This is a genomic window from Amycolatopsis sp. ATCC 39116 (genome assembly GCF_000231075.2).
Classification (GTDB): domain Bacteria; phylum Actinomycetota; class Actinomycetes; order Mycobacteriales; family Pseudonocardiaceae; genus Amycolatopsis_E; species Amycolatopsis_E tucumanensis.
The window spans coordinates 164,808-184,000 of record NZ_AFWY03000001.1 but is presented as its reverse complement, the minus strand read 5'-3'; the positions used below and the strand labels follow the sequence as shown (position 1 = coordinate 184,000).

Sequence of the window (19,193 nt, the reverse complement as noted above, 5' to 3'; positions counted from 1 at the left end):
GCGGAGGGTGAGCCGAGAAGCGAGGAAAGGGAGGACGAGCGGTGGAATCCTTCGGGCACGTCATCGCGGGTGAGGAGGTCGCCTCGGCGGACGGGGCGACGTTCGAGTCCGTCGACCCGTGGACACGAGCGCCCTGGGCGACGGTCGCGCTCGGCTCGGCCGACGACGCGCGGCGCGCGATCCAGGCCGCCAGGCAGGCCTTCGACGACGGGCCGTGGCCGCGGATGAGCTTCGTCGAGCGCGGGGAGATCCTGCACCGGCTCGCCGACCTCATCGTCGCCAACGCCGGCGAGCTGGCGCTGGCCGACACGACGGACATGGGCAAGCCGATCAGCCAGACCGCGGGTCACGACGTGCCCCGCGCGGCGCGGAACTTCCGGTTCTTCGCCGACCACTCGCGGCTCACCCCGGCCGAGACGTTCCCCATGCCCGACGGGCACCACGCCTACACCCAGTACGACCCGGCCGGTGTGGTCGCGGCCATCGCGCCGTGGAACTTCCCGCTCATGATGGCAAGCTGGAAGGTGGCGCCCGCGCTGGCCTGGGGCAACACGGTCGTGCTCAAGCCCGCCGAACAGACCCCGGCATCCGCCACGATCCTGGCGCGGCTGGCGCTCGAGGCCGGGCTGCCCCCCGGGGTACTGAACGTGGTGCACGGGTACGGGCCCAACGCGGCAGGCCAGGCGCTCACCGAGTCACCGGACGTCGACCGGATCACCTTCACCGGCGAGTCGTCGACCGGCCGGGCGATCTCCCGGGCCGCGGCCGCCAACCTCACACCGGTCAGCCTGGAACTGGGCGGCAAGGGCGCCAACATCGTCTTCGGCGACGCCGACCTGGACCACGCGGTCCGCTGGGCCATCCAGGCCGTGTTCAGCAACTCGGGCCAGGTGTGCCTCGCCGGCAGCAGGCTCTACGTGCAGCGCGACATCTTCGACGAGTTCCTGGCCCGGTTCACCGCGGCCGCCGACGCGATGGTGCTCGGCGACCCGAAGGACCGGGCCACCGAGATCGGCCCGCTGTCCTCGCGGGAACACTTCGAGAAGGTCGCCGGGTACCTGGACATCGCCACCGCGGCCGGTGCCCGCCTGCACACGGGCGGTGTCGGTGACGGGTGGTCGGTGCGCCCGACCGTCGTGGTCGGCGCCGGCCAGCGTGACCGCGTCACCCAGGAGGAGATCTTCGGGCCGGTCGTGGTCGCGCTGCCGTTCGACACGGAGGCCGACGCGGTGGCAGCCGCCAACGACACGCCATACGGTCTGAACGCCATGGTGTTCACCCAAGACCTCTCCCGCGCCCACCGCGTCGCACGCGCGCTGCGGGTCGGGACCGTCTGGGCGAACTGCTTCTTCGTGCGGGACCTGCGCGCGCCCTTCGGCGGCGCGAAGAACTCCGGGGTCGGCCGCGAGGGCGGCACGTACAGCCGGGAGTTCTTCACCGAACCGAAGGCCGTCGTCATGGAGATCGCCACACCGTGAACCAGCTGGGAGCAAAGATGACCGAGATTCGTGCCGTCAGTACTCGCAACGCGCCCACCGTGGGCTTTTCGGCAGGCACCGCCGCGCCGCTGTCCCAGGCGATCGTGCACGGTGACACGATCTACTGCTCGGGCACCGGGCCGCTCGACCCGGAGACGCGCACCATCGTCTCCGACGACTTCGCGACGCAGGCGAAGCACTGGTCGCGGTCGTCGAGGCGGCCGGAGGCAGCCGGGAGACGATCCTCAAGTGCACCTGCTTCGTGGCCGACGTCGCGAACTTCCCGACGTTCAACGCGGTCTACCGGGAGTTCTTCGAGGGCGCCCCGCACTTCCCGGCGAGGACCACCGTGATCGCCACGCCGCACCGGACCGGTGTGCAGGTGGAGGTCGAGTGCGTCGCGGCCGTGGCGCGGCCATGACCGACCTCGTGCTGCTCGGCGGCCGGGTGCACACCGTGGACGCACCCGCCGCCGAGGCGGTCGCCGTCACCGGCGGCCGGATCTCCGCCGTCGGGTCCACCGAAGACGTCGCGGCCCTCGCCGGATCGGCCACGCGGGTCGTGCGGCTGGCCGGGCACACGGTGCTGCCCGGGCTGATCGACTCGCACTGCCACTTCGAGCAGGCGGGCATGTCCGGCCACATCGTGTCGTTCGCCGGTGCGCGCACGCTCGACGAGGCCCTGGCACGGGTCGCCGGACTGGCCGCGACCAAGGCGCCCGGCGCGTGGGTGCAGGGACAGATGTGGAACCCGGTGCTCCAGGTGGGCCGGGCGCCGACCCGCGCGGAACTGGACCGTGCCGCAGGCGGCCGTCCGGTGTTCCTGCCCGAGGGCCACGCCGCGTCGGTCAGCACCGCGGCGCTGCGGCTGGCGGGCATCGACCCGGACGGACACGACGGCCGTCTCGTCGAAGGTGACGTGCACGCCGTCGCCCGTATCGTGCCGCCGTGGACACCGGGGGAGCGGGCCGCGCAGCTGACCGCGGCGATGCGGGTGCTCAACGAGCACGGGATCACCTCCGTGGTCGCCGGCGCGCTGCCGCCGTCCGACGTGGACGTGCTGCGCGACCTGGCCGAATCGGGTGCCGCGACCGTGCGGGTGGCGGCCATGGTCACGCCGACCGGCGAGCTGAACCCGTCGGTCTCCGCGGCGGAGTGGCGTGATCTGCTCGCCGGGTGCCCACCGAAACCCGTTGGCGACCGGTACCTCACCCGCGGCGTCAAGCTCCAGGTCGACGGCGGCATGACGCTCGGCACGGCGGCCACGCGCGAGCCGTACGAGAACAGGCCCGGCCATCACGGCGAGTTGTTCGTCGACCGGGCCCGGCTCACCGAGCTGGTCGGAATCGCGCACCGGGCGGGCTGGCCCGTCGGCACCCACGTCGTCGGCGACGCGGCCATCGACCTCGCCCTCGACGTGTACGAGGCCACCCGGGGCGGCACCCCGCTGCCGGACGTGCTGATCCACGCCAGCCTCATCCAGCCGGACCAGATCGCCCGGGCTCACGCACTCGGCGTGCAGGTGGCCGCGCAGGTCCCGTTCCTGTGGCGCAACCGCGACGCCATCGCGGGCCACCTCGGCGAGGAACGCGCCGACGCGGCCGTGCCGCTGCGGGACCTCGTCGACGGGCTCGGGATCGACGGCGTCGCCGCCGGCACCGACTACCCGGTGAACGACCTCGACCCGTGGCAGAACATCCACGCCATGACCACCCGGCAGGACGCGCACGGCCGCGTGGCCGGCGCGGCACAGGCGATCACCCGCGCCGAGGCCATCCGCCTGTACACCACCTCGGGCGCCGCGCACACCGGTGAGCAGGCGATCAAGGGGCGGATCGCGCCCGGCTACCTGGCCGATCTCGCGATCGTCGGCGACGGCCGGACCCTGATGACCATCGTGGACGGACAGGTCGTCCACGACACGGGTCTGCTCGACTAGAGCCTGTATCGAAGTGGTTTGCGGGCCGGTGCGGGTAGCGGAACCTGAGGCGGCCCCTCGCTCCGGGATCGCCTCCTCATGACCGCCAGGTCACCACGGAGGCGCTGTCCTCGCGAGGAACCGCCTCAGAACCCGCGGCGGTGCAAGCTGACGGCGCAGGAACAAGCGGCTCCGCCACTTGGAAACACAACCTAGGAGGTAACCGATGCACCCCAGCAAGATGCCCATCGTGGAGCTGCGGAAGGCCGCCGACGAACTCCAGGCGGCGGGGAAGCGGGTCAAGGTGCTGTGGCAGGAGAGCGAGTCGCTCGCCTTCCTCGCCCGCGGCCGCGAGTACCGCAGCGAGTTCCACCTCAACCCGAGCGACGAGGTGATGTTCATGGTCCGCGGCTCGATGGACCTGCACTACCGCAAGCCGGAGGGCGGTTCGGACGTCGCGGTGATCCCGGAGGGGGCCACGATCTTCACGCCGACCGGTATCGCGCACTCGCCCCGGTTCGCGCCCGACGCGTTCGTGCTGGTGATCGAGCGGTTGCGGCGGCCGGGGGAGCTGGACCGCTTCCGCTGGTTCTGCCCGAAGTGCGACGAGTTCCTGCACGAGGAGGCCGTGCACGTCAGCGACTACCGCACGGATCCGGTCGCGGGCGCGTACCAGCGCTTCTACGGGGACGTCAACGCGCGGACGTGCAAGGCGTGCGGCACGGTCATGCCGGACGAGCGCCTGTGAGGCCCGCGGGCGAACTGGTCCTCGACGCGCTGCGGGCACACCCGGACCGGGTGGCGTTCGAACACGCGGGGACCGCACTGTCCTATCGCGACGCCGAAACCACGGTGCTCGGCCTGGTCGAACTGCTGGCGAAGCTGCCGTCCGAGGACACGGTGGTGCAGGTCCGGCGCAACGATCCGCTGCAGTGGCTCGTGACCGCCGCGTGCTACGTCGCAGGCCGCCGGTCGGCCGGGATCCCGCCGGGCACACTGGACGACGCCGCGCTCGCCGAACGGCTCGGCCGGATCGGCCCCGCGACCGTGCTGTCCGATGTGGATGTCCCGGCGCCCGGCGGGCCGGTCGAGGTGGCACCCGCGGACGTGGTGGTGCGGCTCGGGTTCACGCGCGGCACCACGGGCCCGGTCAAGGGCGTCGAGCTGACGAGCGGGGCGCTGGGCGCGGTCGCGGTCCTGCTCCGGGACACGCTGCCCTGGCCGGACCGCCCCCGGGTGCTGTGCCCGGAGCCGGTGTCCGGCGGCTTCGGCAACCTCGTGCTGCCGGCGCTGCTGCTCGGTGGCACGTTCACCATCCCGGACGAGCCCGGGGTGGACGCGCTGCTGGACGCCGTCGTCGCGTACCGGCCGACGGTGCTCCTGGCCATGCCGCCGACGTTCCGGGCACTGCTGGACCACCCGCGGGCCGCGGGCGTCGACTGGTCGAGCCTGAAGCTGCTGATCTACAGCGGCACCTCACTGACCGACGACGAGATCGACCGCGCGCACGCGCTGTTCGGCCACGTGCTGTGCCAGGTGTTCGGCCAGGTCGAGGCGCCGAAGACGATCGCCTACAGCACCCCGGACGACCACCTCGGCCCGCACCGCTCGTCGCTGGGACGGCCGTTTCCCGGCATCGAGATCGACATCGACGCGGCGGGCGAGCTGGGCGTGCGCGGGCCGAACATCGCGCGCTCCTACGCGTTCCCGCCCGGTTCTCCGGTCCGCGATGGCTGGCTTCGCACGGGAGACCTGTGCCGTCTCGACGACGGCTACCTGTACCACCTCGGCAGGACGCGATGAACCGCCCGGTCGTCGACGTGCACACGCACGCCCTCCCGCTGCCGCTGCTGGACTGGCTGTCCGATCAGGGCCTCGCCGAGCGCGGCGACGGGGTGGTCCGGATCGACCCGGTGATCTCCGGGATGCCGCAGGGCGCGCCGATCCCGTTGCCCGCCGCCCAGTACGACGTGGACGAGCGGCTGGCCGACATGGCACGCACCGGCATCACCCGGCAGCTGGTGTCGGTGCCGCCGTTCGTCACCTGCGCCGACGCGACCGACGAGGGGAGGGTCCTCGACACGGTCCGGCGCGGCAACGACACGCTCGCGGAGTTGCTCGCCGGGCATCGCGGAGTGCTCGATCCGCTCGGCCACGTGCCACTCGGCACCGGGAAAGCCGCCGACGAAGCCCGGTACTGCCTGGAGGAACTGGGTTGTGCCGGCATCGCCATCGGCACCCGCGGGCTCGGCGCGGAGCTGGACGACCCCGTGCACGAACCGCTCTGGGAGTACCTGGCGGAGCGCCGCGCGTTCGTGTTCCTCCACCCCAACAGCACGCCCGGCGGCGCCCGCCTCGCCGACTACTGGCTGCCGCAGCTCGCCGGGTTCCCCATGGAGACCGCGCTCGCCGTGTCCCGGCTGGTCCTCGGGGGCGTCCTCGAACGGCACGACCTGCGCGTGTGTCTCGCACACGGCGGCGGCTGCCTGCCCGCCCTGCAGGGCAGGCTCGACCTCGGCTGGTCCCGCAAGGCGGTCGCCCGCACCACCCCGCACCCGCCGAGTGCCTACCTGCGCCGCCTCTACTACGACACCGCCACGTTCTCGGCCCCGCTGCTGGGCAGGCTCGTCGAGGACTTCGGCGCCGGCCACGTGCTCGTCGGCACCGACTACCCGTTCGAGCTGGCCGACGCCGATCCACTCGGGACGGTCGACGCGTTGCGGCTGGCGCGGCCGGACGCCGCGCGGATCGAGTCCGGCACGATCACCGCGTTGCTGGGCGGATCGGCGTGACGTCGGCAGTGCCGATGCCGTCGTAACCGTTGGCCAGCTCCCGGGAGATCGACAGCGCCGCGAGCCGCAACGCAGGTTCGACCGCGGTCAGCGCCCGCGCGTGCGTGACGGTGTGCGACACCACCGACAACGCCGCCACCACCCGGCGGTCCGGCCCGGAGATCGGCGCCGCCACCGACACCGTGCCCAGCGACAGCTCCTCCGCGCACCGGGCGATCCCGGTCGCGCGGACCTCCTGCAGCGACCGCATCAGGATCCCCGGCATCACGATCGTGTGCGCGGTGTACCGCTTCAACCCGCCGGCCAGCACGGACTCCTGCAGCTCCCGCGACGCGTGCGCCAGCAGCACCTTGCCCACCCCGGTCGCGTGCAGCGGCGCCCGCCCGCCGACCCGCGTGACCACGTCGACCGAGCGGCGGCCCCACACCCGCTCCACGTACAGCACCTCGTCGCCGTCGAGCACCGCGAGGTGCACGTTCTCCGCGGTCGCCTCGTACAGGTCCTGCATGAACGGCAGCGACACCTCCCGCAGTGTGCGTGGCGCGGGGCAGAGCGCCCCCAGCTCCCACAGCCGCAGGCCGATCCGGTAGACGCCGTCCCGTTCCTTCTTGAGCGCACCCAGCTCGACCAGCTCGGTCGCGATGCGGTGGACGGTCGACACGGGCATGCCGGTCACGGCGGCCAGTTCGATGAGCCGGAGCGCGGGCCTCTCCTGGGAGAACGCGTTGAGCAGCGCGAACACCCGGCCGGCCACCGTGCGGCCGGTGCTCGCCTCGCGGGGAACGCTCATGATCGGCACCGGTTCGGTCATGGCCGCGCCCACAGCGTCCGGCCGGGGTCCTGACCGGCTGATCCTAACCCGGACGACCCCGATCGTCGGAGGTCGAACGCGAGCAGGCCGATCACGGCCGCCGCGACGACGGTCATCGCCAGCGCGAGCGGACGCAAGGCGCCGGTCGCCCCGGCCACGCCGACGGCGAGGATGGCACCCACGTAGCGTGCCGACTGGAACAGGCCGGCGACCACCCCGGACATGCGTTCCGGTGCGCGTTCGTACATGAGGCGCTGCAGTCGGAGGTTGCACAGGCCGTACGGGATGCCGAGCACGACCCCGTCGAGCACGATGAGCCACGCGGGTGTCCCGGGCCCGAACGCCGCGAGCGCGGCCACCCCGACCAGCAGCAACCCGCCGGAGAGCGGCAACGTCCACCGGCCCGCCACGCGAGCGCCTGCCAAGGTCACCACCACGCTGCTCGCCGCGATCGGCATGACCAGCAGCCCGGCGGCCGCCGCGTCGTAGCCGAGGGTGTTCTGCAGCCATGGCGGCAACCCGTAGAACGCACCGTAGTAGGCGAGGTTGAACAGCACGAACGTGCCGAGCACCGGCACCAGCCCGGGTGCGGCGGCGAGTGCGCGGACATCCACGAACGGCGCCACCGCCCGCCGCTCCCACCACAGGAACCCGGTCGCCGCGACCACGAGCACCACGGCGGCAGGCCACGAGCGGCGGAGCATCAGGTCGAGCAACGCGACCACGGCCACCGCGAACAGCAGCACGCCGAGCGGGTCCAGGTTCATGCCGTTCCGCTGCCGCCGCTCGTCCGGCCCGATCGCCCGCCACGCCAGCGCCAGCGCGACCAGCATGATCGGCAGGTTCACCCAGAACACGGCCCGCCACCCGGCCCACTCGGTGAGCAGCCCGCCCAGCACCGGCCCGACCGCGCCCGCGGTCGTGTTGGCGGTGGCGACCGCGGCGAGCCGCCGCACCTCGCCGCTGCGGCGGATGACGAGGACCGCGCAAGGGAACGCGGCGGACACACCCGCCGCCTGCACACCGCGGCACAGCACGAGCACCGGCAGCGACGTCGCGGTGGTGGCCACGGCCGAGGCGATGGCGGCGACGGCCATCCCGGCGGCGAACAACCGCCGAGGCCCGATCCGGTCGGCGACCCGTCCCAGCACCGGCTGGCAGACGCACGCGGTCAGGTAGAACACGGTGACGACCCAGGTCGTCGTCGCGGGCGGCAGCGCGAACTCCCGCCCGATCGGGGCGAGCGCCACCGCCACCATCGACGAGTTCAGCGGCGCCAGCAGTGTCCCGGCGAGCAGCGCCGTGACCGCGATCCCGGTGCGCGTCATGCGGTCACGTGCAGCAGGAGCTTGCCCTCGACCTTGCCCGCCGCGAGATCGCGGAGCGCCCGTGGCCCGTCTTCGAGCGGCAGCACGTCGTGCACGCGGTGGCGCAACCGCCCGGCACCGGCCCAGTCGAAGATCACCCGCAGGTTCGTCTCGTGGACCGCGCGTGCCCGCCGCACGAACTCGCCGAAGAACACGCCCACCACCGACGAACCCTTCACGAGCGGGATGTTCAGGCCCACCCGTGGGATGTCCCCGGACGCGAACCCGACCACCAGGTACCGGCCCGCCCACGCGACGGCACGCACCGCGGCCTCGCCCACCGCGCCGCCGACCGGGTCGAACACCACGTCCGCGCCCCCGCCGGTCAGCTCCTTGATGGCGGCCTTGGCGTCCGTGCCGCCGTAGGAGAACGTCTCGTGCGCGCCGTACCGCAGCGCCCCGTTCGCGCGTTCCGCCGTGGACGCACCGGCGATCACCCTCGCGCCGAGCAGGTTTCCGACGTCCACCGCGGCCGAGCCGACCCCGCCCGCCGCGCCGAGCACGGCGAGCGTCTCGCCGGGTTTCAGCCCCGCTCGCTGGACCAGCGCGTGGTAGGCGGTCGAGTAGGTCACCAGGATCGCCGCCGCCTGCCGGTCGGTGACGTGCCCGGGCAGGACGGTGACCCGGTCCGCGCGCACCACCACGGCCTCGCGCGCGCACCCGTACTCCTCGTTCCCGGCGACCCGGTAACCCACCCGCACCGACGTCACCCCGGCGCCCACCGCGACGACCGTGCCCGCGTACTCGCTGCCGGGGGAGAACGGCGGTTCCGGCCGCACCACGTGCATGCCCGCGACGACCAGCGTGTCGTGGAAGTTCAACCCGATGTGGCTGACCGCGACCACCACCTCACCCGGCCCGGGGGCCGGCCACGGCACGTCGAGCACGTCCAGCTCGCCGAGGCGCGTGCACACGAGAGCGCGCATCAGGCCACCACGCCCGCGGCGAGGAACCCGTCGACCTCGGCCGCCGAGAACCCGGCGGCTCGCAGGACCTCGCGGGTGTGCTCGCCGAGTTCCGCGGGTGCGGTGCGGATGCCGGGCAGTTCGCCGTCGTAGCGGACCGGGTGCCGCAGGACCGTCGCCGGTTCACCGTCCACGTCGAACTCGGCGAGCAGCCCTTCCGCGGCCACCTGCGGATCGGTGCGGACGTCGTCGTAACCGGCCACCCGCTCGAACCAGAAACCCCGGGGCCCCAGGCGTTCCGCGACCTCCGCGTAGGTCATGGCGCCCAGCACCTCGGCCACCGCCGCGGTGTACTCGTCGCGCTTGGCCCGGCGCGCCTGCTGGTCGTAGGCCGCCAGCACGGGGGAGCCGAGCGCTTCACCGAGTTCGTCCACCGCGCCGTGCACCGCGATCACGACCGACGCGTCCCGCAGCCGGTACACGCCGTACGGCGCGTCGATCGACCAGCACGCCAGCTCGGCCGGGCGCGCGAGGTCCGCGGCGGTCCGCCTGCCGGAGAAGTACAGTGCGAGCGACTCTGCCTGCAGGTCGAGCCCCGCGCCGAGCAGGCTCGACTCGACCCGCGTACCCGCACCGGTGGTGAGCTTGCGGGCGTAGGCGGCCAGCACGCCCATCGCGAGCAGCGCCGCGCCGTGGTGGTCCACGACGGGGGTGCCCGCCGCGGTCGGACCGTTCCCGGTCACGTCGACGAGCCCGGTCCGGGCCTGCACGAGCAGGTCCACACCGGGACGACCCGCCATCGGGCCACGGGAGCCCCAGCCGCTGGCGGAGGCGTAGATGATGTCCGGTTTGATCGCCCGGACCGCCTCGTACCCGAGCCCGAGCCGGTCCAGCGCGCCGTCCCGGTAGTTCTCCAGCAGCACGTCGGCCCGCTCCATCAGCGGGCGGAGCACGGTCAGCGCGTCCGGGTGCTTGAGGTCGACGACGATCGACCGCTTGTTGCGGTTCACCGACAGGAACGTGACGCTGCGCCCGGCGAGCCGGATGCCGCCGCTGCCCACCCGCCGCTCCCACGACCCGCCGGGTGGCTCGACGGTCACCACGTCGGCGCCGAGGTCGGCGAGGTACTGCGCGGCGGCGGGTCCCTGGACGAAGTGCGCGAAGCTCAGCACCGTCATCTGGTCGATCATGCGGCCTCCCTGCGGCAGTGGTCCGCCGACCATAGGAACGCCGGATGCCCGGGTCCTACGACACGTTTCCGGTGAACGGAAACGGATGCCCTGTTCGCGGCCGGTGGTCCGGCAGGCTGTCCACATGGCACGGATCAGGCTTCCCGGATGTGTGGTCGAGTGCGCGGTCGCCGGCGACGGGCCCGCGGTGCTGCTGCTGCACGGATGGCCCCAGACGGGGTACGCGTGGCGGCACGTGGTTCCGCTGCTCGCCGACCGGTACACGGTCGTGGTCCCCGACCTGCCCGGCTTCGGCGCCAGCTCGCGGATGACCGGCGGGTACGACAAGCGGTCCGTGGCGGAGGTGGTGCACCGGCTGATGACGTCGCTGGGGTTCGGGCGGTACCACGTCGTCGGGCACGACGTCGGCGGTCAGGTCGCATACCCGCTCGCGGCGCTGCACGGGGACGCGCTGCTGAGCCTGACGTTCGTCGAGGCGGGCATTCCCGGGCTGGGGGACAGCCTCGCCGCGGCGAACCCGCTGACCGGCGGGTCGTGGCACTTCGGGTTCAACATGGTGCCCGACCTGCCCGAGTTCCTGCTGGCCGGGCGGGAACGCGGCTACCTGGAGTTCATGTTCCGCCGCGACTCGATCGGCCTGTACGTCACGGACGCCATCGACGACGTGGACCTGGACACCTACGCCCGCGCCCTGGCCGCACCCGGTGCGGTGCGCGCGACCATGGGGTACTACCGGGCGCTGCCCCAGGACATCGAGGACAACCGCGCGTTCCGCGCCGCTGGGCCGGTCACGGTGTCCACAATGGTCGTCGGCGCGCGGTACGGTGTCGGGCTCGGGTGGCTCGACACCGTCGAGGCGGCGGCGTCGGACGTGTCGTCGTGCTGGGTGGAGGACTGCGGGCACTACGTGCCGGAGGAACGTCCCGCGGAGCTGGCCGGCATCCTGGTGGAGAGGTGGGAGTCGTGACCGATGTGGTGCTGATCCACGGCGCGTGGCACGGCGCGGGGCACTTCACGGCCCTGGCCGCGGCACTGACCGCGCGCGGGCACCGGGTGCTGGCGCTGGACCTGCCCGGCCACGGCACGCGAGCCCGCTTCCCGGCGAGCTACCTGACCAGGGACACCGCGGCACTGCGCACCGAGCGGTCCCCGCTGGCGGACCTGACGCTGGACGAGGTCGCGAGGGACGTGATCGTGGCCCTGCGCCGCCGGTCCGTGCTGGTGGCGCACAGCATGGGCGGCACGGTGGCGACCCGCGTGGCGGAACTGGCCCCGGAACTGGTGGCGCAGCTGGTGTACGTGGCGGCGTTCGTCCCGACCCGGCTCGGCACCGCGGGCGCCTACCTGGCGCTGCCGGAGGCGAAGACCGCGCTGGGCGGCGATCTGTACCTGGGCGATCCGGCGGCGATCGGCGCGGTTCGCATCGACCCGCGCAGCACCGACCCGGCATACCTGGCGGAACTCCACGCCGCGTACTTCTCCGGCCTGGACAGTGCGGGCTTCCACGCGCTGGCCGCACTGCTCAGCCCGGACCAGCCGCTGTCGTTCCTCACCACCCCGGCGGGCGCGACCGCCGAGCGGTGGGGCCGCGTCCCGAGGACGTACGTGCGCACGACAGCCGATCGCGCCCTGCCGGTCGAACTGCAGGACGTGATGATCCGCGACGCGGACGACCTGGCCCCGGCGTTCGAGCAGGTCACGCTGGACGCCGGCCACGCGGTCTTCGCGACCCACGCGGACCGGCTGGCACGCCTAGTGCACTGACAAGCGTCCTGGGACCGCGGCGAGCAGTTCGCGGGTGAACGCGGCCGCCGGCGCGGCCAGCACGTCGGCCGTCGGGCCCGATTCCACGACGCGGCCGTCCCTCAGCACCACGAGGTGGTCGGCGGCGGACGCGACCACCGCGAGGTCGTGCGAGATCAGCAGGTACGCCAGCCCGTGCCGGTCGCGCAGCCGCCGCAACAGGTCCAGGATCTGCGCGCGCGTCACGGCGTCCAGCGCGGACACCGGCTCGTCCAGCACGATCAGGTCCGGCCGCGACGCCAGCGCACGCGCGATCGCCACCCGCTGCCGTTGCCCGCCCGACAGCGCGGACGGCCTGCGCGAGACGTACGAGGTGGGCAGCCCGACGTCCGCGAGCAACCCGAGCACCCGCCGCCGCCGTTCGGCCCTGCCGATGCCGCGCAATGGTTCCGCGACGATCCGGCCGACACGCCACCGAGGATCCAGCGAACCGAACGGGTTCTGCGCCACGAACTGCACCCGGCCACGCCCGGCTACCGGCGGCGTGCCCGCCACGAGCACACTGCCGCCCGTCGGCTCGGTCAATCCGGTGACCACCCGCGCGATCGTCGACTTCCCGGATCCGGACGCACCGACGAGCCCGAGTGCGCCCGCCCTGCCCAGCGTGAACGACACGCCGTCCACGGCGACGGTCCTGCCGAACGACTTGCGCAGGTCACGCACCTCCAGCAGTGGTTCGGCCACCGGCGGCCGCGCTGTCCGGGGACGCGGCGCCGAGTCGAGCAGCAGGCGGGTGTAGGGGTCACTCGGGTCGCCGAGCACGGCCGCCGTCGGGCCCTCCTCCACGATGCGCCCACCGGACATGACGGCCACCCGGTCCGCCCGGTCGGCCGCGACGCCGAGGTCGTGCGTGACCAGCAGGACGCTCGTGCCGTCCGCCGCCGCCACGGAGGCGAGCAGGTCCAGCACGGTCTTCTGCACGGTCGTGTCGAGTGCCGACGTCGGCTCGTCGGCGATCAGCAACGCGGGCCGGCCCGCGAGCGCCATCCCGATCAGCACCCGCTGCCGGTAGCCGCCCGACAACTGGTGCGGGTACGCGGCGAGCACCCGGTCCGGATCGGGAATCCCCACGCGCGCCAGCTCCGCGGCCGGGTCGGCTGGATTCCCGGTCAACCGCAACGCTTCCTCGACCTGGGCGCGCACGGTCATCAGCGGGTTGAGCGCTGTCCCCGGGTCCTGCGGCACGAACCCGATCCGCCGCCCGCGCAGGCGCCGCCACCGCCGGTCCGGGAGCCGTTCGACGCGTGTCCCGTCGAACGTGATCGCGCCACTGACCCGTGCCGCCGGCGGCAGCAGGCCCACCGCGGCGTGCGCGAGCGTCGACTTGCCCGACCCGGACTCGCCGACCACGGCCACCACCTGGCCGGCGTGGACGGTGAGGTCCGCGCCCGTCAGAGCGGCGTCGCGTCCGTAGTGGACGGTCAGGTTCCGTACGGTCAGCATCGGTTCTCCGATCGCAACGTGTGTCCGAGGTGGTTGACCGCGAGCACCACGGCCACGATGACGAGGCCGGGCAGCGTGGTGAGCCACCACGCCGAGGCGAGGAAGGGGCGGCCCGCCGCGATCAGCGAGCCCCACTCCGGCTCCGGCGGCGGGGCACCGAACCCGAGGAACCCGACCGCCGCCACCGTGAGGATCGCGTTGCCCAGTTCGAGTGCCGCCAGCGCGGCGACCGGGCTCGCCGCGTTCGGCAGCACGTGCGTCATCAGCGTCGTGTTCCTGCCGGTGCCGCACACGACGGCCGCCTCCACGTACCCGGCGCCCCGGACCCGGACGACCTCGGCTCGCATGATCCGCGCGAACACCGCGGCCGCGGACACCCCGACGGCGATCGCCACGTTGCCCGTGCCGGGACCGAGGACGGCGACCACCATCAGCACGAGCAGGAACGACGGCACCGCGAGCAGCACCTCCACCGCCCGCATCACCACGTCGTCGAGGCGACCACGAGCGGTGCCGGCCACCAGCCCGAGCACGGACCCGGCGAGCACCGCGATGCCCACTGCCAGGACGGCCGCCGACAGCGACGCCGCCGATCCGTGCACCACTCGCGCGAACAGGTCCCGTCCCAGTTCGTCGGTGCCGAAGGGGTGAGTGGCACCGGGCGGCCGCAACCGGTCGGCGATGGCGCCCCGCACCGGATCCGCCGCGGTGAACAGCCCGGGCGCGAGGGCGGCCGCTACGACCACCACCAGCACGGCGACGGCCGACAGTACGCCGGGTCTGCGGAACATCACCCGCGCTCCCTCGGGTCGACCAGCGGGTGCAGCAGGTCCACGGCGAGCGCCAGCAAGGTGACGAGCGCGGTCGTGACCACCACCAGTCCTTGCAGCACCGGCAGGTCCCGGGTCGTCACCGCGGTCTCCACGAGCCGGCCGAGCCCGTTGCGGGCGAACACCGTCTCCACCACGACCGAGCCCGACAACAGCCAGCCCACCAGGAGCGCCACCATGGTCAGCGCGGGCATCGCCGCGTTGCGCAGCGCGTGCACCGACACCACCCGCGCCACCGACGCGCCCTTCGCACGTGCGGTGCTCACATAGGGCTGCCGCATCTCCGCCAGCAGCCGCACCGACAGCACCTGCGCCACGAACGCCGACGACGGCACGGCCAGCGTGACCGCGGGTAGCACGAGCCCCGCCAGGCCGTCGCCGCGAGCAGGGAACAGCCGCAACCCGAACGAGAACACCTGCAGCAACACCAGGCCGAGCCAGAACGTCGGCATCGACAGGGACAGCCCCGGCAGGCCACCGAGCAAACGGCGCAACCACGGCCTGCCGGTGTGCGCGGCCAGCCAGGCGATCACGAAACCCAGCGGCACGGCCAGGAGCAGCGCCGCGCCGGCCAACGCCAGCGTCCTCGGTGCCGCGTCGGCGATCGTCGCGCCGACCCCGCGGCCGGTCTGGAACGACGTGCCGAAGTCGCCGCGCAGCGCGTGCCACAGCCCGTCGGCGTACCTGACCCACGCGGGCCGGTCCAGCCCGAACTCGGCACGCAGCGCGGCCACCCTCGCCTCGTCGACAGCGTTCTCCGGACCGATCATGATCCGCGCCGGGTCGGCGGGCAGCAGGTCGAACGCGGCGAACGTCAGCGTGTAGGCCGCCAGCACCACGACGGCGGCCTGCCCGGCCCGCCGCAGGACGAACCGGCGCACGGTCAGCCCCTGACATCGAGGAGCACGTTGCCCGGCTCCACGTCCTGGCCGGTCCAGAGCACGACGTTCCCCGGCCGCAGCCTGCCCAGCAGCGCCAGTGTCAGCGCACGCTGGCCGCCGGTCGGGATGAGCCCGCCCTCGGGCACGGCCACCACGCCGTCCTCCCGCAGCACCGCACACCCCGACCAGGTGGCCGTGTCCGCGGTGGACGTCCGGTGCGGACCACTCGGCCGCGCGGCATACCGGTGCCCGCGCAGCGCCTGCCCGAGGTCGGCCGTCCACTCGTGCCCGTCGAAGCCCACGACGAGCGTGAGCGCGCGGGTCCCCGCCGGTCCCGGCGGACCGGGAACGAGCCGGTCGGACAGGCTGACCACCTCGACCTCACCCGCCGCCTTCGCGGGCGCGGACAGGGTGGCGGTCTGCTGGTCCGTGGCGGGCACGAAGAACGCGACGTCCTCCGGCACGAGCGTGCCCGGGCGGTACGTCAGCAGGTACGCCGGGCCGAGGACCGGCCCGTCCAGCGCGACCGGCGGCAGCACCACCGCGCCGCCGTGCTGGAACCCGTACGCGCCGTCGGCCCGTGCGCCCGCGACGGCCTCGGCGGCGAACCGGACGATCGCCTCGTGCGCGATGCGACGCGTCATGACCTGGACGGCGAACCAGTCACGGGCGTCCTGCAGGCGGGTCAGCCCGTCGGGCCCGGCGAGCAGCGGCACCTCGGCCGGGTTCGTGAACGGGATCAACGCGTCCCGCAGCAGCACGAGCTGCCACAGCCACTCGTTGTACAGGTTGCGTGCCGGATGCAGCTCCGGCCCGCCGATGAGCCTGCGGACCACCGGCGGGATCCACGAGTAGCCGACGCAGCTGCTGTGGATGTCGGCGGGACCCGGCCGTCGCGGTCGCGGCGCGTCCGCGACGAGGTCCAGCACCAGTGCCGAGACCGCGTCGGCGTTCGCGGCGATTTCGCCGCGCACCCCTTGGTCGACGAGGCCCGCGTCGAGGCGGAGGGTCGCGTAGGGACCGGAGGTGGCCAGGCACGCGGCGAGGCCGGCGACGAAGTCGGCCCTGGTCTCCTCCCCGCCACCGGCGGCGTCGACCGCCGCGTCCAGGAGGGACCGTGCCGCCGCGACGAACGAAGCGGCGGTCACCGCGCGCCCGTCACCGAAATCGTGCCACGTCATGCGTCCACCTCCGCGTCGGAGAAGATCGGCCGGCCCGAACCGTCCAGCCGCACCCCGGACACCCGGGGTGCCAGACCGATCGACGAAGCCTGCTCGAACAAGGGGATGCCGTGCCCGCCGGCGAGGATCGCCTTCGCCGCCGTGTCCACGGCCCGTGCCCGCTCCCCGGGGGCGAGGACGGTGGCGATCGCCGCGATCGCGGCGTCCAGCTCGTCCGGTGCGGTGCGGCGCAACGGGTTCGCGCTCGCCACCGGGTACAGGCTCGCCAGCACCGCCGGGTCGCCCCGGGTGACCGCCCAGGACACGAAGTCGTAGTCGCCGGCGCTCTGGCGTGCGCTGTTGGTGGCGTCGTCCAGTGGCGTGACCCGCAGCTCGATCCCGACCTCGGCCAGCTGCTGGGCCATGAGCTGGTAGACCGCGCCGTACCGCTCGGTCGCCGAGTACACCAGCGTGAACGACGCCCGCACGCCGTCCGCACCAGGTCGCAGCCCCGCCGCGTCGAGCAGGCGGACCGCCTCACGCCGGTCGAACGCCAGGTCCCGCGACCGGTCGGCGTAGCCGGGCGTGGTCGAGGCGAGGACGTCGGTCGCCGGGCGCTCGCCCGCCGACAACAGCGGCGCGAACTCCGCGCGGTCCAGGGCGAGGCCCACCGCGCGGCGCACCGCGGGATCACGCAACGCCGGCCGCGATTCGTTGGGCAGCAACGTGTACACGACGCCGGGCCGGGTGCCCGTCAGCAGCCGGGGACCCTGGACGCCGTTGCCGCTGAACGACGCCTCGTCCTGCTGGAGGACCTGCAGGTCGGCGTCGAGCTGACCGGAGACGAGGCTGCCGTGCCGTGCGCTCGGATCGGTGACGATCGCGAAGACCAGCGTGCGCACCCGCGGTGTGCCCTGGTGCGTGGCCAGGTCGCCGGCCCACGCGTAGCCCTCGCGCGCGGTGAGCCGCACCTCCTCGTTGAGCGCCACCTCGTCGAGCACGAACGGGCCGGAGCCGGTGAGCGTGCCCGCGCACCGCTTCTCCGGGGTCTCCGCCAAGGTCTCCGGCGAGAGCATGCCGAGCGTCACCATGGACGTGGCCTGCAGGAACTGCGCGCTCGGGGTGTCGAAGCGCACCTCGACGGTGCGCGGGCCGGACGCGGTGGCGCCCGCGTACCCGGCGAGGTAGGTGGCGCCGAGCGGGGACCGGGCGCCGAGCGCGGCCACGTCGTCGAGGTTGGCGACGACCGCGGCGGCGTCCAGCGGGGTGCCGTCGCTGAAGGTGACGCCGTCACGCAAGGTGAACGTGAAGCGCGTGGCCCGCTCGTCGACCGTCCACGACTCCGCCAGCCACGGCACGATCTCGCCGGTCCGCGGGTCCTGGTCGGTGAGCGAGTCCACGAACTGGCGGGACACCTGGAGGTTCGGGGTCTGCGGGGTCTGATGTGGATCGAGGCAGCCGATCGGCGCGGCGAGGCCGGCCCTGAGCGTGGCCGCCGGGCCGGTCTCGGCGCCGCCGGTGCCGCAGGCGGTGAGCACTGCCGCCCCGCACAGGAGGAGGGATGTTCGTCGTAGCACGGCGCCGAGTATGTGTGCCGGAATCATCGCGGCCGGGCTCGCGTTTTCACTCTTCGGAAAGCGTTCACGGAGTGGGACGACGGCTGCCGCCGCCGAATCGCGTGCTAGTTTCCGCGCGGAGCAAGGGAAGGAGCGCAGCGATGCCGCCTCGAAGTGTCGCGGCCCGCGTGCTGTCCGTGCTGGACGCGGTGGAGCGGGCGTCCGGGCCGTTGCAGGTCACGCAGATCGCCGAGCGCACCGGTCTTCCGGTCGCGACGGCGTGGCGGATGGTGCGGGAGCTGACCGAGTGGGGTGGCCTGGAACAGCAGGCCGACGGACGCTACCGCCTCGCGACCCGGGTGTGGGCGATCGGCAGCTCCGCCCCGTGCGTGCGCCGGATCCAGCGCGACACGTCCCGCCACATCCGTGAGCTCGCGGCGGCGACCGGCAGGACCGCCTACCTCAGCGTGCTCGACCAGGACGAAGCGCTCGTCGTCAGCCTCGCGCACGCCGGTCGCGGCACGCCGGACGTGCACGAGGGCAGCAGGCTCCGCGCGGACGCGTCGTCGGCCGGATCGCTGTTCAGCGCGTTCGACGGCCCCGGTGGCAATCCGGTGCGGGACGCGCGGATCGCGGTGCACCGGGACATCACGGGCCGTTCGTCGATGTCCGCGGCGATCACCGACAAGGCCGGCGCCGTGGTCGCCGCGCTGACCCTCACCGGCGGCCGGGGCGAGGCGTGGCAGCGGCTGCGGCCCGCCCTCGTCGACGCGGCGCGCACGGTCCGTTTCAGCATCTACCGCGACGAGCTGCTCGCGTAGTCATTCTTTGCGGTGAACGCGGGTGTCGCCGGCCGAGGTCAGGAGAGTCTCGGCCGGCCGAGGGGTCAATCGCGGCGCGGCGGCGACGACCTGCCGCATCAGGTCTGACCACTGCTCGAACTTGACCCGGGTGGCGTGCACGATGAAGCCGATCAGCTCTCGCGGCTCTTCGATCGACTCGATTTCGTGTCGAAGTATCCCTCGGCCGGCGCCTGGTTCAACCCCCCACGGTAGTTGCA

At 73.4% G+C, this 19,193-nt stretch carries 17 protein-coding genes and 1 pseudogene; 9 read left to right on the top strand and 9 right to left on the bottom strand.

Annotation, left to right across the window (positions count from 1 at the left end):
- Window positions 1–41: 41 nt before the first annotated feature.
- From AMY39116_RS0301005 to AMY39116_RS0300980, 6 genes and pseudogenes are all read left to right on the top strand, one after another.
- Window positions 42–1,478 carry an aldehyde dehydrogenase gene (locus tag AMY39116_RS0301005; RefSeq protein ID WP_020415845.1) on the top strand — a complete coding sequence of 479 codons (1,437 nt, stop codon included), beginning with the start codon at window positions 42–44 and terminating at the stop codon, window positions 1,476–1,478.
- A 17-nt stretch (window positions 1,479–1,495) separates the two neighbouring features.
- A pseudogene (locus tag AMY39116_RS48025) lies at window positions 1,496–1,899 on the top strand (Rid family hydrolase).
- Entirely contained in the window at window positions 1,896–3,416 is a 1,521-nt protein-coding gene (locus AMY39116_RS41935; protein WP_020415843.1) for an amidohydrolase, read from the top strand. The pseudogene AMY39116_RS48025 and the gene AMY39116_RS41935 overlap by 4 nt, the downstream one beginning before the upstream one ends.
- A gap of 205 nt (window positions 3,417–3,621) precedes the next feature.
- The gene (locus tag AMY39116_RS0300990) at window positions 3,622–4,143 is read left to right on the top strand and encodes a 3-hydroxybutyryl-CoA dehydratase (protein WP_020415842.1); all 522 of its coding nucleotides are present in this window, start codon (window positions 3,622–3,624) and stop codon (window positions 4,141–4,143) included.
- Entirely contained in the window at window positions 4,140–5,198 is a 1,059-nt protein-coding gene (locus tag AMY39116_RS44545; protein ID WP_020415841.1) for a class I adenylate-forming enzyme family protein, read from the top strand. The genes AMY39116_RS0300990 and AMY39116_RS44545 overlap by 4 nt, the downstream gene beginning before the upstream one ends.
- Window positions 5,195–6,187 (top strand): amidohydrolase family protein, encoded by a 993-nt coding sequence (locus AMY39116_RS0300980; protein ID WP_020415840.1) that lies wholly within the window; start codon window positions 5,195–5,197, stop codon window positions 6,185–6,187. Before AMY39116_RS44545 ends, AMY39116_RS0300980 begins: the two co-directional genes overlap by 4 nt.
- On the opposite strand, the gene AMY39116_RS0300975 is transcribed toward AMY39116_RS0300980, so the two are convergent.
- The 4 genes from AMY39116_RS0300975 to AMY39116_RS41920 are packed head-to-tail and all read right to left on the bottom strand — an operon-like array spanning window position 6,159 to window position 10,460.
- Window positions 6,159–6,977 (bottom strand): IclR family transcriptional regulator, encoded by an 819-nt coding sequence (locus tag AMY39116_RS0300975; RefSeq protein WP_039791106.1) that lies wholly within the window; start codon window positions 6,975–6,977, stop codon window positions 6,159–6,161. The genes AMY39116_RS0300980 and AMY39116_RS0300975 overlap by 29 nt on opposite strands.
- Before the next feature lie 17 nt (window positions 6,978–6,994).
- Window positions 6,995–8,326: an MFS transporter gene (locus AMY39116_RS41925; protein ID WP_020415838.1), complete on the bottom strand. Its 1,332-nt coding sequence runs from the start codon at window positions 8,324–8,326 to the stop codon at window positions 6,995–6,997.
- Window positions 8,323–9,291, bottom strand: a complete 969-nt coding sequence (locus tag AMY39116_RS0300965) for an NADPH:quinone oxidoreductase family protein (protein ID WP_020415837.1) — start codon at window positions 9,289–9,291, stop codon at window positions 8,323–8,325. The genes AMY39116_RS41925 and AMY39116_RS0300965 overlap by 4 nt, the downstream gene beginning before the upstream one ends.
- Entirely contained in the window at window positions 9,291–10,460 is a 1,170-nt protein-coding gene (locus tag AMY39116_RS41920) for a CaiB/BaiF CoA-transferase family protein (protein ID WP_020415836.1), read from the bottom strand. Before AMY39116_RS41920 ends, AMY39116_RS0300965 begins: the two co-directional genes overlap by 1 nt.
- Before the next feature lie 124 nt (window positions 10,461–10,584).
- Between AMY39116_RS41920 and AMY39116_RS0300955 the strand changes: the two genes are divergently transcribed.
- Window positions 10,585–11,427, top strand: a complete 843-nt coding sequence (locus AMY39116_RS0300955) for an alpha/beta fold hydrolase (protein WP_162146020.1) — start codon at window positions 10,585–10,587, stop codon at window positions 11,425–11,427.
- Entirely contained in the window at window positions 11,424–12,224 is an 801-nt protein-coding gene (locus AMY39116_RS0300950; protein ID WP_020415834.1) for an alpha/beta fold hydrolase, read from the top strand. The genes AMY39116_RS0300955 and AMY39116_RS0300950 overlap by 4 nt, the downstream gene beginning before the upstream one ends.
- On the opposite strand, the gene AMY39116_RS0300945 is transcribed toward AMY39116_RS0300950, so the two are convergent.
- Genes AMY39116_RS0300945 through AMY39116_RS0300925 form a run of 5 tightly spaced genes read right to left on the bottom strand, consistent with a single transcriptional unit; the run spans window position 12,213 to window position 18,154 of the window.
- Window positions 12,213–13,706 (bottom strand): ABC transporter ATP-binding protein, encoded by a 1,494-nt coding sequence (locus tag AMY39116_RS0300945; protein WP_020415833.1) that lies wholly within the window; start codon window positions 13,704–13,706, stop codon window positions 12,213–12,215. The two genes, AMY39116_RS0300950 and AMY39116_RS0300945, sit on opposite strands and share 12 nt — an antisense overlap.
- Window positions 13,700–14,497: an ABC transporter permease gene (locus tag AMY39116_RS41915; protein WP_084505998.1), complete on the bottom strand. Its 798-nt coding sequence runs from the start codon at window positions 14,495–14,497 to the stop codon at window positions 13,700–13,702. Before AMY39116_RS41915 ends, AMY39116_RS0300945 begins: the two co-directional genes overlap by 7 nt.
- A complete protein-coding gene (locus tag AMY39116_RS0300935; RefSeq protein WP_020415831.1) occupies window positions 14,497–15,417 on the bottom strand; it encodes an ABC transporter permease in 921 nt (306 codons plus the stop codon). The genes AMY39116_RS41915 and AMY39116_RS0300935 overlap by 1 nt, the downstream gene beginning before the upstream one ends.
- 2 nt (window positions 15,418–15,419) lie before the next feature.
- On the bottom strand, window positions 15,420–16,598 hold the full coding sequence (locus tag AMY39116_RS44540; RefSeq protein WP_020415830.1) for a hypothetical protein: 1,179 nt from the start codon (window positions 16,596–16,598) through the stop codon (window positions 15,420–15,422).
- Window positions 16,595–18,154, bottom strand: coding sequence for an ABC transporter substrate-binding protein (locus AMY39116_RS0300925; protein ID WP_039791035.1), 1,560 nt, complete (start codon window positions 18,152–18,154; stop codon window positions 16,595–16,597). Before AMY39116_RS0300925 ends, AMY39116_RS44540 begins: the two co-directional genes overlap by 4 nt.
- Window positions 18,155–18,294: 140 nt before the next feature.
- Between AMY39116_RS0300925 and AMY39116_RS44535 the strand changes: the two genes are divergently transcribed.
- A complete protein-coding gene (locus tag AMY39116_RS44535; protein ID WP_157358347.1) occupies window positions 18,295–18,954 on the top strand; it encodes an IclR family transcriptional regulator in 660 nt (219 codons plus the stop codon).
- The last annotated feature ends 239 nt before the right edge of the window (window positions 18,955–19,193 follow it).

What these genes read in the sequence shown, in the direction of transcription:
- AMY39116_RS41935 (WP_020415843.1), top strand. Translation starts at nt 1,896, where the DNA reads ATGACCGACCTCGTGCTGCTCGGCGGCCGGGTGCACACCGTGGACGCA.
- AMY39116_RS0300990 (WP_020415842.1), top strand. Translation starts at nt 3,622, where the DNA reads ATGCACCCCAGCAAGATGCCCATCGTGGAGCTGCGGAAGGCCGCCGAC.
- AMY39116_RS0300980 (WP_020415840.1), top strand. Translation starts at nt 5,195, where the DNA reads ATGAACCGCCCGGTCGTCGACGTGCACACGCACGCCCTCCCGCTGCCG.
- AMY39116_RS0300975 (WP_039791106.1), bottom strand. Translation starts at nt 6,977, where the DNA reads ATGAGCGTTCCCCGCGAGGCGAGCACCGGCCGCACGGTGGCCGGCCGG.
- AMY39116_RS41925 (WP_020415838.1), bottom strand. Translation starts at nt 8,326, where the DNA reads ATGACGCGCACCGGGATCGCGGTCACGGCGCTGCTCGCCGGGACACTG.
- AMY39116_RS0300965 (WP_020415837.1), bottom strand. Translation starts at nt 9,291, where the DNA reads ATGCGCGCTCTCGTGTGCACGCGCCTCGGCGAGCTGGACGTGCTCGAC.
- AMY39116_RS41920 (WP_020415836.1), bottom strand. Translation starts at nt 10,460, where the DNA reads ATGATCGACCAGATGACGGTGCTGAGCTTCGCGCACTTCGTCCAGGGA.
- AMY39116_RS0300955 (WP_162146020.1), top strand. Translation starts at nt 10,585, where the DNA reads ATGGCACGGATCAGGCTTCCCGGATGTGTGGTCGAGTGCGCGGTCGCC.
- AMY39116_RS0300945 (WP_020415833.1), bottom strand. Translation starts at nt 13,706, where the DNA reads ATGCTGACCGTACGGAACCTGACCGTCCACTACGGACGCGACGCCGCT.
- AMY39116_RS41915 (WP_084505998.1), bottom strand. Translation starts at nt 14,497, where the DNA reads ATGTTCCGCAGACCCGGCGTACTGTCGGCCGTCGCCGTGCTGGTGGTG.
- AMY39116_RS44540 (WP_020415830.1), bottom strand. Translation starts at nt 16,598, where the DNA reads ATGACGTGGCACGATTTCGGTGACGGGCGCGCGGTGACCGCCGCTTCG.
- AMY39116_RS44535 (WP_157358347.1), top strand. Translation starts at nt 18,295, where the DNA reads ATGCCGCCTCGAAGTGTCGCGGCCCGCGTGCTGTCCGTGCTGGACGCG.